The 15,253-nt window shown below is 66.8% G+C and carries 8 protein-coding genes; 6 read left to right on the forward strand and 2 right to left on the reverse strand.

The genetic code is table 11. From position 1 onward, the window contains the following. Positions 1 to 292 precede the first annotated feature (292 nt). The 5 genes from recC (at position 293) to XaplCFBP3123_RS18785 (ending at position 11,137) form a co-directional block, all read left to right on the forward strand. Entirely contained in the window at positions 293 to 3,697 is a 3,405-nt protein-coding gene (gene recC / locus XaplCFBP3123_RS18765; RefSeq protein WP_104535398.1) for an exodeoxyribonuclease V subunit gamma, read from the forward strand. After that, complete coding sequence (recB, locus tag XaplCFBP3123_RS18770) at positions 3,694 to 7,869, forward strand: exodeoxyribonuclease V subunit beta (RefSeq protein WP_104535399.1); 4,176 nt, start codon at positions 3,694 to 3,696, stop codon at positions 7,867 to 7,869. Before recC ends, recB begins: the two co-directional genes overlap by 4 nt. Positions 7,870 to 8,092: 223 nt before the next feature. Next, complete coding sequence (gene recD / locus XaplCFBP3123_RS18775; protein WP_104535400.1) at positions 8,093 to 10,408, forward strand: exodeoxyribonuclease V subunit alpha; 2,316 nt, start codon at positions 8,093 to 8,095, stop codon at positions 10,406 to 10,408. Between the two features lie 139 nt (positions 10,409 to 10,547). Then, a complete protein-coding gene (locus XaplCFBP3123_RS18780) occupies positions 10,548 to 10,829 on the forward strand; it encodes a type II toxin-antitoxin system RelE/ParE family toxin (RefSeq protein WP_039429225.1) in 282 nt (93 codons plus the stop codon). A 17-nt stretch (positions 10,830 to 10,846) separates the two neighbouring features. Further along, the gene (locus XaplCFBP3123_RS18785; RefSeq protein ID WP_104535401.1) at positions 10,847 to 11,137 is read left to right on the forward strand and encodes a HigA family addiction module antitoxin; all 291 of its coding nucleotides are present in this window, start codon (positions 10,847 to 10,849) and stop codon (positions 11,135 to 11,137) included. A gap of 542 nt (positions 11,138 to 11,679) precedes the next feature. Here the strand turns inward: XaplCFBP3123_RS18785 and XaplCFBP3123_RS18795 are convergent. Next, on the reverse strand, positions 11,680 to 12,012 hold the full coding sequence (locus XaplCFBP3123_RS18795) for a lipoprotein (protein WP_039513672.1): 333 nt from the start codon (positions 12,010 to 12,012) through the stop codon (positions 11,680 to 11,682). 670 nt (positions 12,013 to 12,682) lie between these two features. After that, positions 12,683 to 13,474, reverse strand: coding sequence for a hypothetical protein (locus tag XaplCFBP3123_RS21310; protein ID WP_146091391.1), 792 nt, complete (start codon positions 13,472 to 13,474; stop codon positions 12,683 to 12,685). A gap of 811 nt (positions 13,475 to 14,285) precedes the next feature. Between XaplCFBP3123_RS21310 and XaplCFBP3123_RS18810 the strand changes: the two genes are divergently transcribed. Beyond that, entirely contained in the window at positions 14,286 to 15,182 is an 897-nt protein-coding gene (locus XaplCFBP3123_RS18810; protein ID WP_104535404.1) for an RluA family pseudouridine synthase, read from the forward strand. Positions 15,183 to 15,253: the final 71 nt, after the last annotated feature.

Below are 15,253 nucleotides of genomic sequence, written 5' to 3' on the forward strand. Positions count from 1 at the left end.
AGCCGCAGGTGTGTGTTGCATGGTTGCGCTGGCGCTGCGATGTGCGTTGGTCGACGGTGGCTTGCAGCGATACCGTCCAGCGCAGCGGCCGCATGGCATCGCAGGCGATCCGCAGCCCGGTCGCGCCTGCTGCGTTCGGGTGGAGTAGGTCCGCAGCGTGCCGGCCGTCGGTCGCCAAGGTCGGCCTCGCGTCTGCCCATTCCAGTACGGCCCGAACAACGACGCCACTTGCTGCGCGCCGGTCCTGGGCAAACAGCGCAGCACGGCCGCATCCGGCACAATGCACATACGCATGCACGCCACTTCCGCGCCCGATTTCCGCCTCTATCCGTCAAATGCGCTGGATACGCTGGCTGCCTTGCTCGCCCAGGAGCTGCGCCGGCCGGTGCCGGAGCAGCCGTTGCTGCAGCCGGAGGTGGTGCTGATTCCGCAGGTGGCGATGCGGCGCTGGTTGCAGTCCACGCTGGCGGCCGAGCACGGCGTGGCGGCGAATCTGGAATTCCTCACTCCCGGCGAATTCGTCGCGCGCGCGCTGGAGTGCAATCTCGGCCCGGCCGACGACGATCTGGACATGGCGACCACGCAGTGGCGCCTGTACGCCGCGTTGCAGGCCGATCTGGGCAGCGACGCGGCGTTGGCGCCATTGGCCGGCTATCTGTCCGATGGCGATGCGCTCAAACCCTGGGCGCTGGCCGGCGAGCTGGGCAACGTGTTCGAGAAGTACCAGGCCTGGCGACGCGACTGGTTGCTGCGCTGGGAAGGCGGCGCCGACCCCGATGATCCGCAGGCGCGGCTGTGGCGCAGCATCGCGTCCGGGCGGCAATACCGCGCGCGCCGCATCGGCCAGTATCTGGATCGCTACGCCCGCCCGGACGGTCCGCTGCCGCAAGGCTTGCCCAGGCGCCTGTTCGCCTTCGCCATCTTGAATATTTCGCCCGACGTGCTGCGCGTGCTGGCCACGCAGGCACGGGTGGGCACGCTGCATTTCTACCTGCCCACGCCCACGCAAGGTTACTGGGGCGATCTGCAGACCCTGTGGCAACGCCGTCGCGAAGACGGCGCGGTGCAGCTGTTCGCCGAGCAGGTGCAGGAAAACCCGCTGCTGCAGGCCTGGGGCGCGGCCGGGCGCGATTTCATGGCGTTGGTCGGCGACTACGAGGTGGTGCATCCGCTGGCCGAGATCGCCGCCTACGCCGATCCGCTGGAGTCCGGCCGCCGCGCACTGGCCGACGGCGGCCTGGGCGACAGCCTGCTGCGCCGCATGCAGAGCGACCTGTTCCATCGCCGCGCGCCAAGCGTGCCTGCCGTGCTGCCGGCTGTGAGTCTGCACGACCCCAGCCTGCAGGTGCATGCCTGCCATACGCGGTTGCGCGAGTTGCAGGTGCTGCACGACCAGCTGCGCGCCTTGCTCGACGACCCACGCTTCGACCCGCCACTGCAGCCGCGCGAGATCGCGGTGCTGTCGCCGGACATCGACCCGTATGTGCCGTACCTGGACGCGGTATTTGGCAGCCACGGCAACGACGACGCGCTGCCCTATGCGCTGGCCGATGCCAGCCCGTTGGCCAGCGAGCCGCTGGCCGAAGTGTTCCTCACCTTGCTCGGCCTGCCGATCGCACGCTTCGGCCTGCACGAGATCGTCGACCTGCTGGCCAGTGCGCCAATCGCCGAGGCCGCTGGCCTGGACGACGCCGGGCTGGAACGTCTGCGCGGCTGGCTGCATGCGGCCGGCGCGCGCTGGGGGCTGGATGCGGCGCACCGGCGCCAGCATCAGGCACCGAGCGACGACGCCTACACCTGGCGCTTCGCGCTGGACCGGCTGCTGCTCGGCCATGCCAGCGGCGCCGACGACGATATCGAGGGCGTGGCGCCATGGCCGCAGCTGGAAGGCAGCGCGCTGGCCGCACTGGATATCTTGTTGAAGCTGCTGCGCGTGCTCGAACGTCACCAATCTTTATTGGCCGACGCGATGACGCCGGTCGAGTGGCGCGAGCGTCTGCTCGGCCTGCTGGAGGCGCTGATTCCAAAAGCGCCCTCGGCACCGCGTGCGCAGCGCGCGCTGGATCGGCTGCGCACATTGATCGACCAATTCGCCCGCGATGCGGTGCGCGCCGACTACGCCGGCAAGGTGCCGGCCGAGGTGGTGCGTGCGCATTTCGCCGCGGTGCTGGGCGAGTCGGACACGCGCGCGCCGCTGCTTACCGGCGGCATCAGCTTCGGCCGCATGGTGCCGATGCGCTTGCTGCCGTTCCGCGCGATCTGCCTGCTCGGCATGAACGATGGCGACTTCCCGCGCCGCGACCCGGCCGCCGGGCTCAATCGCCTCACTGCCGAGCTGGGCACCGAGCGCCGCCGGCACGGCGACCGTTCGACGCGCGAGGACGACCGGTTCCTGTTCCTGCAATTGTTCGCCTCCGCGCAGGAAGTGTTCTACCTGAGCTATCTCGGTGCCGATGCGCGCGATGGCAGCGCGCGCGAACCGTCGGTACTGGTCAGCGAGCTGTTGGGCAGCGCCGCGCAGTATCACGCCGACCCAGCGGCAATCGACACGCTGGTGGTGCACCACCCGTTGCAGCCATTCGCCGCCGCCGCCTTCGGTGCGCCGGGCGATCACGGCGCCGACCCGCGCCGTTTCAGTTATCGCCGCCAATGGCGGCCGTCGGTGGACAGCCTGGTCGGCCAGCGCCAGCCGCTCGCGCCGTGGGTGGCCGGTGCGTTGCCGGCCGATGACAGCGCAGTGCCGGGCAGCATCTCGATCGACAACTTGCGCCGCCTGTTTTCCGACCCGGCCGGGCAGTTCCTGCGCCATCGTCTGGGCATGCGGTTGCCGGATCCGGCCGGCGAAGACAGCGACCTCGAGCCGCTGCTCGCGCCCACGCGCGGGCTGGACCAATACGGCCTGCAGCAGCATGTGTTCGATGCCGCACTGGCCGGCGACACCGATCGGCTTTACGAGCGCCTGCGCGCGCGCGCGCTGCTGCCGTCCGGGCCATTGGGGCGCCGCCAGCTCGATGAGCGAGTGGCGCAACTGCGCCCGTATGCCGAGGCATTCCGGCAATGGCGTGGCGAGGCGCCTGCCGAGTCGCGCCGGCTGCAGGTGCAGATCGGCCAGACCGAACTCCGCGGCCGCGTGCCCGGCTGGTATGCGAGCGGAGTAGGGCGCGTGCAGGTCGGTGCACTCAGCGGCCGCAGCGCGATCCGTCACGGCCTGGAATGGCTGCTGCTGCGTGCCGCTGGCGAGCACGCGCCGTATGTGCGCTTCTTCGAACACGACGACGGCCTGGGCCCGCATCCCATCGACCCCGAACCGCTTTCGCAGGCGCAGGCGCACACCGCGTTGGCCGCACTGCTGCAGGTGTATCGGCACGGCCTGCAGTCGCCGCTGGCGTTCGCGCCTTACAGCAGCTGGAAATATCACCAGGCCGCGCGCAGCGACGACCTGGACAAGGCCATCAAGGATGCCGCCGGGCAGTGGCAGTCCAGCTTCGGCTGGAGCGAATCGCACAGCCCGGAACTGCGCCTGGTCAACCGCGGCCGCGACCCGTTCGCCGATGCGCAGCGCTTCGCCGAGTTCGCCACCACCAGCCACCGCGTGTACGACCTGCTCGAGCGCGGCAACGCCGACGCCATGCTCGATCCGCAGCGTCTGGTCGAGAGCTGGCGCCACTGGCACGGCGCGCAGGAGGAGGCCGAATGAGCGCCAGCCCCGTCACCGACCCGTACCTGCACCTGCCGCTGCACGGCGTGCGCCTGATCGAGGCCAGCGCCGGCACCGGCAAGACCTTCACCCTGGCCACGCTGTTCACCCGGCTGGTGGTCGAGCGCGGCCTGCGCATCGGCCAGATCCTCGCCGTCACCTTCACCGAGGCCGCCACCCAGGAACTGCGCCGCCGCATCCGCGAGCGCCTGGTGCTGGCCGCAACGCTGGTCCCCGAGACCCCTTCCGCCGTCGTAGGAGCGGCCCAGGCCGCGACCGCGACCGAGCAAGGCCCAACGCAAGCACCCGGCGATCCATCTGCCTCTGTAGGAGCGGCCCCGGCCGCGACCGACCTCGCCGACGACCCGTCGCGGCCAGGTCCGCTCCTACAGGACGCGCCTGATGTCCTGCTCACCCGCGCCATCCTCGCCACCCACCTGGCCGCCGGCACCGAGACACCGGCCGCCCTGCGCCGCCGCCTGCAACAGGCGGTGGAAGAAATCGATCTGGCCGCCGTGTTCACCATCCACGGCTTCTGCGCGCGCGTGCTGCGCGAACATGCGCTGGAAAGCGGCCAGGCCTTCGCCGCAGCGGAACTGCTCGCCAACGACCGCGAACTGCTCGGCGAAGTCGCCGCCGATCTCTGGCGCCAACGCGCCGCCGATGCCGCAATGGCCGAAGACCTGATCGCGCTGTGGTCGGGCGGCCCCGAGGCATTGGCCAGCGATCTGCGCGCGCTGGTGCGCCATCCAACGCTGCTGCCGGCGGCCGCCACCACACCCGACGATTCCGCTGCGCTGCTGCAGGCCGTGCAGGACGCCAGTACCGCACTGGCCGCTGCATTCCAGGCGTATGGCACCGCGTTTTTCGACACCATCATGGCCGCCATCGACGGCGGCATCCTCAGCAAGGTCAGCTACAAACCCGAGTGGCTGGCATCGTTGTGGCATTGGTTCGACAGCTTCGCCGCCGCGCCATCGGTCAACATCGCCCCGCACGCCAAGCTGATCAAGTTGACCGCTGCGGAACTGGCCGCCGGCACCAACAAGAAGTTCGTCGATCGCACCCCGGCCTCGCCGCTGAGCCACGAAATCGACGGCTATCTCACCGCGCTGGCCCGTGTCGAAGAATGGCGCAGCCGTCGCCGTATCCGCCTGCTGCATGCCCTGCGCGACGATGCCATCGCACGGCTCGCGCTGCTCAAGCGCCAGCGCCGCGTGCAGACCTACGACGACCTGGTTGATGGCGTCGCGCACGCGCTGGAAGGCGCGCAGGCCCAGGCGCTGGTCACGCGGCTGCGCGCGCAATACGCCATCGCCCTGGTGGACGAATTCCAGGACACCGACGACCGCCAGTGGGCGATCTTCTCCAACGTGTTCGGCGAAGGCCCGCTCGCACGCGCCGCCGGCCTGGAACCGGCGCTGTTTTTGATCGGCGACCCCAAGCAGGCCATCTACGGCTTCCGTGGTGGCGACGTGCGCACCTATCTGGCCGCCGCGGTCACTGCCGAACTCGCCCCGCCGCTGAGCCACAACTTCCGCTCGCGCCCCGGCGTGCTGGCGGCCATCGACGCGCTATACGCACAGGCTGGCTATACCGACGCCTTCTTCACCGACGGCATCGCCTTCCATCCGGTGCGGCCCGGCACCAAGCGGGTGGATGCCGACCTGCAACGCGATGGCGCCACCGCCCCGGCGCTGACGCTGTGGCGCGCGCCGGAACCGCCGCCGCCTGCGAAAGGCAAGCCCAAACCCTGGAGCGCCAACCGCGCCCGCGAGCTGGCCACCGCCGCCTGCGTGGCGGCGATCCGCGGCTGGCTGGCCGGTGGCCGCGACGGCACCGCCACCATCAATGGCCACCCGGTGCAGGCCGGCGATATCGCCGTGCTGGTGCGCAGCCACGGCGAGGCCACGCGCATGCAGCAGGCGCTGGGCGCGGTGGGCATCCCCGCGGTGGCGGCCGGCAAGCAGAGCCTGTTCGCCACCGACGAAGCGCTGGAACTGCTGGCCCTGTTGCAGGCCTTGCTCGACCCGGGCGACGACAGCCGCCTGCGCGCCGCGCTGGCCACCGTGCTGATCGGCACGGATGCCGCCGCCATCGCCGCGCTCGCACACGATGGCGAGCGTCACCGCCGCTGGCAGCAACAGGCGCTGGACTGGCGCGAGCGCTGGCAACGCGGCGGCCCGCTGGCTCTGATCGGCGAGCTGGGCGCCGCGCACGGGCAACGCCTGCTCGCCCTGGTCGATGGCGAACGCCGCCTCACCAACTACCTGCAACTGGCCGAATTGCTGCAGGAAGCCGACGCCCGCGCGCTCGGCCCGCATGGCCTGGTCGACTGGCTGTCGCGCCGCATCGCCAATGCCGACGACAACGACGAAGCTCAGCAGCTGCGGCTGGAATCGGACGCGCGCCGCGTGCAGATCGTCACCCTGCACAAGAGCAAGGGCCTGGAATATCCGCTGGTGTTTCTGCCGTACATCGGCATCGGCCGCAGCGACAAGGGCGCCGGCCACCATTGCGTGGTGCATGCGCCCGAGCTCGGCCGCCAGCTGCACTGGAAGACAGACAAGGAAGATCCCACCTGGAGCGCCGCCGAAGCCGCATGGAAGCAGGAACAACGTGCCGAAGACGCCCGCCTGCTCTATGTCGGCCTCACCCGCGCCGAGCACGCGCTGTGGATCGCCAGCGGCCCGTTCCACCAGCACGAACGTACCGCCCTGTCCGGCATGCTGCGCGCGCTCGACGCGTTGCAAGGCGCGGCCGGCGAGGGCGCGGTGGTGGTCGACACGTCCACGCCACCGGCCACCCTGCCGCGCCTGCCGCCACCGCTCGAGGCGCAGGTGCCGCCCGCGCGCGCGCCGCAGCGGCATATCGCCCCCGAGTGGTGGGTCTACAGCTTCACCCAGCTGGCCAATGCCGATGCCGGCGCTGCCACCGACCCGATGGCCAGCGCCACGGTGGTCGGCAGTGGCGGCAGCGACGAGCCGTCCGGCAGCGAGGCGATCGCGGTGGCTGCCGAGGTCGACGCCTTCGACCCGCGCTTTGCCGGCAACCGCTTCGGCGTGGTGATGCACGACGTGTTCGAGCGCTGCGACTTCGCCGCCTGGCAGGCCTGGCGCCCCGGCCTGCCCGCACCCGAGGGCCAGGCCGCCGCCATCCTCGAGGCGCTGCAACGCGGCGGCTACGCCGAGAAGGAATGGGACGACGGCCTGGCCATGCTCACCGCACTGATCGGCCACACCCTCACCGTGATGTTGCCCGAAGGCACCCCCCTGGCCGCCGTACCCGCGCCGCAGCGCCGCAATGAGATGGAATTCCACTTCGCCATGCGGCCCACCCGCGTCGAGGCACTGCTGGCACTGCTGCACCGGTTTGGCGTGGTCGGCGAGCGCCAGGCCTTCGGCGCGCGCCAGCGGCTGGAAGGCCTGATGACCGGCCTGATCGACCTCACCTACACCGTGGACGGCCGCTGGTACGTGCTCGACTACAAGTCTAACCGCCTGCCCAGCTACGACGCCGACGCCCTGGCCCGCGCCATGGCCCACAGCGAGTACGAGCTGCAGGCGCTGATCTACACCGTCGCCCTGCACCGCTGGCTGCGTTTCCGCCTGGGCGAGGCTTACGACTACGCCCGCGACTTCGGCGGCGTGCGCTACCTGTTCTGCCGCGGCCTGGACGCCAGCCGTAATCCGGCATCAGACCCCGGCTTCAACCCTGCCCGCAGCGCCGAGGCCAACCCCGGCTCCGACCCCGCCAGCAGCGCTGCAACCGACCCCGGCGCCGATCCCTCCAGCAACGCCGCAGCCGACCCTGGCGCCGACCGCGCCCGCGATGCCGAGGCCAACCCCGGCGCCAACTGCGCCCGCAATGCCGTAGCCAGTTCCGGCTCCGGCTCCGACCCTGCACGCGACGCCGTCGCCAGCGACGCCATGTCCGACGCGCCCGCACCCGGCATCCAAGCGGCATCCGTCTGCGTTGCGCCCGGCATCCACGCCTGGCGCTTCGACCCGGCCCTGGTCCAGGCCCTGGATGCCCTGTTCGCCGGCAATCCCACTGAGCCCCTGTCCAGCAACGCAGCAGCGCCCCTTTCCCCCGACGGGCAAGCGCCCCTCTCCCCCCGGGAGAGGGGTTGGGGTGAGGGCAGGTCCGCCGCCGAAGCATCCGAACCATGACCCAACAGACCGCACTCCCGCCCAGCGCTGTGCGCAAGCCGCGCGCCCCTCGGGGCGAGCACACACCGCTTGCGCGCCATGGCGCGCGTGCCTGGCAATGCCTGCGCCACGCCGCGCGGGCCGGGATGCGGAGCGGAGGTTGGGGTGAGGGTGTCGTGCAGGGTCAGAAATGTGCCGATCGACAACTCGCCCGAGGCGCCTCCGCCCAGCAGGCGTCCACCCCATGAACCAGCCAAACCTCTTCAGCGCGCTGATCAAGGCCGAAGCGCTACGCCCGCTGGATCTGGCGCTCGCGCAAAGCCTGCAACGCCTGGCCCCGGACACCGACCCCCAGGTCCTGGCCGGTGCCGCGCTCGCCTCGCTGGCCGTCACCAGCGGCCACGCAGGGCTGGACCCCGCCCGCGCCGCCATGCTGCTGGACGCGCGCGAGGGCCCATTGCCCGCAATGCCCGACCCCACCGACTGGCAACGCGCCCTGGCCGCCTCGCGCTGGGTCGACCAACCGAATCCGCAGGACCCCGCCGCCGCCGACTGCCCGCTGGTCCTGGAACACGGCCTGCTCTACCTGCGCCGCTACCGCGAGTACGAACGCCGCCTGGCGCTGGGTCTGCAACGCATCGCCGCCCAGTCGCCGCCGCCCTTCGACGCCGCCACGCTGGCCCCGCTATTCGCACAGCTATTCCCAAACCCGGCGATCCCTCTCCCGCAGGCGGGAGAGGGTGCCCGAAGGGCGGGTGAGGGCACGGCCCCGCCCGCGCCATCCGTCTACCAAGACGGCACACATCCACCCGCCCCATCCCACTCCCAAGACCGCCAGGCCCAGGCCGCCGCCCTGGCCCTGCGCCGCACCCTGCTGCTGGTCACCGGCGGCCCCGGCACCGGCAAGACCACCACCATCGCCCGCCTGCTGTTGCTGCGCATCGCCCAGGCACACGCAGCCAACACCCCGGCCCCGCGCATCGCCCTGGCCGCGCCCACCGGCCGCGCCGCCGAGCGCATGGCCGAGAGCCTGCGCTTTGCGGTCGCGCGCGCCATCGCCGACGGCATCCAGCTCCCACCCACTCCCGGTGCAGCCGCGCCCGGGCAAGCGAAGCAGTCACCGCACCCCGTCGCTTCCCCTCTCCATCAAGCGACAAAGCCACCGAACCCCGATGTTTCCCCTCTCCCGCCTGCGGGAGAGGGTGCCCGAAGGGCGGGTGAGGGCCAACCGTCCACGTGGAACTCCCTCCTCCCCACCGGCGCCAGCACCCTCCATCGCCTGCTCGGCGTCATTCCCGATTCCCCGAACTTCCGCCATAACGCCGACAATCCGCTCCCTTTCGACCTGATCGTGGTCGACGAAGCCTCCATGGTCGACCTGCCGCTGATGTGCAAGCTGGTCGAAGCCGTCGCCGACGGCACCCAGCTGATCCTGCTCGGCGATGCCGACCAGTTGCCCTCGGTGGAAGCCGGCGACGTGCTCGCCGCCATCCTGCAGGCCGCCGGCCCCGGCGACACCCTGCAGCCGCAGGACGCACAGGCGCTGCAAGCGCTGCTCGGCAACGCGCCCGGCGACACCACGCCCACCGCCAGCCACAGCGGCGGCTTGGCCGGCCACCGCGTGCACCTGCTGCGCGGCTACCGCCAGGCGCACGACTTCGCACTCGCCCCATTGGCCGACGCCGTGCGCTCCGGCGACGCCGACACCGCCCTGGCCCTGCTGCGCAGCGGCGAACTGGCCGGCGTGCACTTCCACGAAGACGGCGAAGACCCGCTCACCCTGGGTCGCGACGCACTGCTCGCGCACTGGCGCGCGCTGGCCGACGCGCACGACCCTGCCGCGGCCCTGCGCGATGCCGCGCGCCTGCGCTTGCTCACCGCCGTGCGCGCCGGTCCGCAGGGCGCACGCGGCCTCAACGCCCGTATCGAACAACTGCTGGCCGAAACCGGCTCCGGCGCCCGCCGTCTCGGCAGCGCCTCGCCCTGGTTCCAGGGCCGCCTGCTGCTGATCACCGAAAACAGCTACCGCCACGGCCTGTTCAACGGCGACGTCGGCATCTGCCTGCGAAGCGATGCGAGTCCCTCTTCGGGGCGCAGCGGCGAAAGCCCGCCTTCAGGGCCAGGCCAGTCCGGCGGCACCGCCAACCGCCACGACCCAGGCACCGCCAGCCGTGCCCAAGGCCCGTTGGTCGCCTGGTTCGAAGGCGACGGCGACGGCCAGGTGCGCGGCTTCCACCCCGCCGCACTCCCCGCGCACGAAAGCGCCTTCGCCATGACCGTGCACAAGGCCCAGGGCAGCGAGTTCGACACCGTCTGGCTGCAACTGCCCACCCGCGACGCCCGCGTGCTCAGCCGCGAACTGCTCTACACCGGCATCACCCGCGCCCGCCGCGCCCTGCACCTGGCCGGCAGCGAAGCGGTCATCCGCAGCGCACTCGCCCGGCACGCCGCACGCATCTCCGGTTTGGCATGGCGGTTGGGTGCGCAGCAGCAGGCGGCACCCGCCAAGCCAGCAACAGACCCATCTACTGCGTTGCCTGTGCAGGGGTCGTTGTTCTGATTAAGGGTGTTCAACGAAAGTGGAGTGACAGCAAGCGTCAGTTATCCGAAATCTTCGGATGACTGCTGCCCACGGCACTTGACTGACCACTCAGCCATGACGGCTTGCGTCATATAACGAGTCGCGTTATGGTTACAGCATGATCAGGAGCTTTGTCGACAAGGAAGCCGAAAAGATCTGGCTGGGTGAGCGCTCCCGCCGGTTGCCGGCCGACATCCAGTCGGTCGCGCGCCGCAAGTTGCGCATGCTCAACGCTGCCGCGCACCTCGACGATCTGCGCATTCCGCCCGCCAACCGGCTGGAAGCGTTGAAGGGCGAGCGGCGCGGGCAGTACAGCATCCGGATCAACGACCAGTGGCGCATCTGCTTCCGATGGATGGAGGGCGATGTCGCCGAGGTCGAAATTGTCGATTACCACTGAGCACGAGGCATCTGTCCATGACAGTCCTACCCAACATCCACCCCGGCGAAATCCTGCTTGAGGAGTTCCTCGAGCCGATGGGCATTAGCCAGAACGCACTGGCGCGGGCTACCGATGTACCGCCGCGCCGCATCAACGAGATCGTGCTGGGCAAGCGCGGCATCACCGCCGACACCGCCGTGCGCCTGGCCGCAGCGCTGGGCACGACCGAGCGCTTCTGGCTGAGCCTGCAAGCCGATTACGAGCTGGAACAGGCGCACCGCGCGCTGGGCGATCTGCCGTCGCGGATCAAGCGGCTGGCGGCTTGAGGGGAAGGGTGTCTCGCACGTCACGCTGACAACAGAGCAGGCCCAGTGACCTGTAAGGCCTGTCGATCGCGGAGCAGCGCAGCGTGATCGTGCACAGGCAGGAATGCGCACACTGATGCTTGGTGTCATCCAAAAACCGCGAGGCCAGGCCTGCGCCTGACCTCGTCTGCCGTCTGGCAGGCCGGGCGGCTTACTTGCCCTTCTTTTCCTGCTTGGCCGCGCGCTTTTCCTTCAGCGTCTTGGTCGGCTCTTTCTTCTGGCTCTTCTTCTGGTCCATCCCCTTGCTCATGACACCCTCGTAGTTGCTGGATTGATCGGTCGGGCAGCGCCATGACCCTGGCGTGCCTGCGCACTGTACGGCTTGCGCGGGGTGGAATGGCAGCGGCAGCGCAAGGTCGGGCGACGGGCGGTGTGTCCGGCCCGGCGCCCGCGCGACGCAGCGTGCACCAGTAGCCCTTCGGCGTGGCCGGCTAGGCCACAAACGCAAACGCCCGCGTGCGACCGGCAAGGTCTGCACGCGGGCGCTGGCGACGGCGGCGGGCTTATTTGGCCGGCACGCGCTGGTACTGCTCGCCACCGGTGTTGAGGTGGCCGTTGGCCGCGTCGATGGCGAAGTTCACCGTCTCGCCATCGTTGGTGACCTGCAGCGCCCCGTCCTTGTAGACCGCCGGGTAGCTCTCGGTCTTGGGCTTGCGGCTGAAGAACTTCGGGGTGGTGCTGCGGACCATGAAGGTCTCGCCATTGCGCTCGATGTCCATCGTCTCTTCCTGCGTCTGCACATTGACCCAGTGGCCGACGAACTTCTCGCCCTCCTCCTTGGCGCAACCGCTCACCAGCAGTGCCGCGGCCAGCGCGGTGCCCATCCACTTCATCATCGCGTGTTCTCCAGTTGAGTCTGCGGCGAGGATGGCGGGTTGGGGATGTATGGGAGGTCAAGGTTTTCTCGCGGCGCAAGCTTGATCAGCATGCGTGCGGCTCGCTTAAGAAATTTAACACGTCTCCCCTTTTGCCGTCACAGCTATGGCTCTAAAAACTATCCCTACAAATTACTGCAATGAATCTAGTTCATTTTAAGCAAGCAGCAGAATGTCAGACATAAATTATGGAGCGACATCAACCGAGCTCTAGGCCGCGTTTTTGTACAACGCGTTTTGAAGCTCTAATTAATTTGCATTCCTACATAATTAGCCCCGAGGAAATCCTCGGGGCCTGCCTTGGCCACTAGATACCGGCTGGTTTATTACTTGCGACGCACGAGAAAGGCGAAGCATTTCCCGTTCTTCCGGAAAACTTGCTTACCGGTGCGGTAGTGTCTGAACGACGCACAGAAAACCCAGACAAAACCCGGCGGCGCAGGGAAGGGTGGAACTGTTTCCATCACGTACCCCCTCAGGTACTGAAGGAGGTCCACTTGACACCAGCAGTCAGACATCGCAAAGTTCGCGTTGCCTGCGTCCACACTGCATGGCCTCCCTACAGACGGACCTTTTGTCTCGGGAGATTTTAGAACGGCGCCAGTTACAGCTGGCGCCGTTCTTCTTTGCATCACTCCATATCGTCAGTGATGACGAGATCTATTTGACGCTTCAAGATTTCCTTGTCTTTTTCGTACAAGGTGGTAGGGATTTCAATCCAAGCTTTGCGTCCGCCGCTTAGTCTGACAACGATGCGATCTGTATTGATCGAAACGGATGCTGTTGCATGTAGGTTTTGGGGCGCACCCTGATTTGAATCGCTTACTCCTTCACGGACGGGTGGCTGCGGCGAGAATCCCTTTTTTAAATTCTCTGTTGCGGATCCATTCTCTGATCGGTTTTGATCTTCTACAGGAAGATCGTCTTCTTTATTAGCATCTACTTGCTCTTTCTCAAAATATCGAGCGAAAGCAACGGAGGCAATAAAGCTCTTCGCGCAATCATCGGCGGCAGAGGAAAGAAATCCCAATTGAATAAGCTTGTACTTCAGCGCTCCTTCTGACGGCAGCCCATCTCGATATTGATCAAGTAGTTCTGCATAGATCTTTGGCTCGCGCAGCCACTTAATTAGCAACTCACGCTTCTTGTGTTTATCGGGGACAAATTTATAGTCCTCGACGTCTTTCGCTATCGCCATCTCGCCTTTGTTATCACCGGCGAGAAGACCAAAAGCCTTAAGTGAAGCGAGCATGCGAGCCGCAGCGCCGTTATTTGTACCAGAGTAACCAAGGTGCTGGGCAGCAAGTTCGCCTGGGATTGAGTGCCTCCCGCCCTCTTTGTCGTAGATAACGAGCGCCCGAGACAGCGCCGCTTCCAGATCGACTGAGGGTGCCCTCGGACTTCTCGTGATTTTTCCAGCCATTGGACGCGCCTCGTCATTTTTTGCGAGGCTAAACGATCTTTTGCTTACAGTCAACTGCTGGCTAACGATATCTTCTTAATTTTACTTCCAGTAGAGAAAAAAAACTATAAAAACAACTAGTTAAGACGTAGTTTTGTGAAGTCTATGAAGTCTAGCGACCCTAACTTGGAGGCAGAGAACGTACAGGTGAGTCTTAAGCCATTGTTTTGTAACAAGTAATTTTTGTAAGTAGTTTGCTAAACTTTGACTTGATTGGATCATTAGGTAATTCACGATGACTTGGAGGGTGGGGCGAATGACTATGACGCAACTCACTTGTTTTGCATGCTTTTCGCCTGGATGAGCGTAGATTTTTGTAGGATCGAAGTCCCAGTTACAAGAGTCGAACATCAATGGAGTCTGAAATCAGTCGAAATTTCAACCCCGGAGCGGATGCTGGGGTGTTGCTACTCGCTCCCTAGCCATCCATAACTGAAGCATGTTCACTTGAGTGGCAGGATGACGTCCTACAAGCAAACGTATGATCAAACAGCACATCCTCGTATTCGAGCGCGCCGTGGCTCTTCATGTGGATCCGGGCTTTTGACGCTACGACTGGCTCACCTGTAAATCCGTCATGGCACTACGCCAGCCCGTCGATATCGTGAACCGGTCCGCGGTAATGATCGCCGTGCTCTTTCCAGTAATGCACGCGGTGCGCAGCGCTCGAAAATCTCTCTCTCAGTGGAGAGCCGATGCATCGCTGCGGAGAGAATCGACGCGACAAGGTACGATCCCAGCCCATCTGCTTGAGTGCGCTTCTGCTGTCGCCATGTCTGCTCCTCGCCCGACCCTCGATGGCACTCCTGCCAGCCAGTTCCAGCTCCCGTCCGGCCCGTGGCACACGGTGTGGGAGGCGCTGTGTGCGTGCTTTCCGGTCGTTGGTGCTGACACGTGGCGTGATCGCTTCGCGCGTGGGCGCGTACTGGATGCGCAGCAGCAGGCATTGGATATCGCTGCGCCGTATCGGCTTGGTGCGGAGATCTATTACTTCCGCGAAATCGCGGATGAACCGATCATCACGGCAACGGAAACAGTGTTGCATGCCGACGCGCATATTGTCGTGGCCTGCAAGCCGCATTTCCTGCCCGTGGTGCCAGCCGGTGCCTACGTGCACCAGACGCTGTTGACCCGTTTGGTGCGCCGCTTCGATAACCCCGCATTGGTGCCGCTGCACCGCATCGATCGTGACACTGCGGGACTGGTGTTGTTTTCGGCGAATCCTGCAACACGCGGGATCTATCAGGCGCTGTTCCGCGAGCGGCGTATTCGCAAGCATTACTTGGCAGTCGCACCGCCGCTGCCGGGGCTGACGTTTCCGTATGTGCATCGCAGCCGGCTGGAGCCGGGCGAGCCGTTCTTCCGCATGCGCGAGGGCGTGGGTGAGCCGAACAGCGAGACAGTGATCGATGTGGTTGCGCGCGGTGCGGACACGTGGACGTATCGGCTGGAGCCGGTCACCGGGCGCAAGCACCAGTTGCGCGTGCACATGGCCGCGCTGGGTGCGCCGATCCTGCATGACCGCTTCTATCCCGATCTGGAAGATCAGCGGCCTGATGATCCGGAACGGCCGCTGCAATTATTCGCGCATACGCTGGCGTTCGACGACCCGATCACCGGCGAGCCTCTGCGCTTCACCGCGACGATCGAACCGACAAAATCGACTTGAGGGATGGTCTGATCAACGCTGCCAATGACGAGACATGTGACATCGGCACGCTGAGCTGCGCTCAGACGTTG

The sequence above is a fragment of the Xanthomonas arboricola pv. populi genome (assembly GCF_002939945.1).
Classification (GTDB): domain Bacteria; phylum Pseudomonadota; class Gammaproteobacteria; order Xanthomonadales; family Xanthomonadaceae; genus Xanthomonas; species Xanthomonas arboricola_A.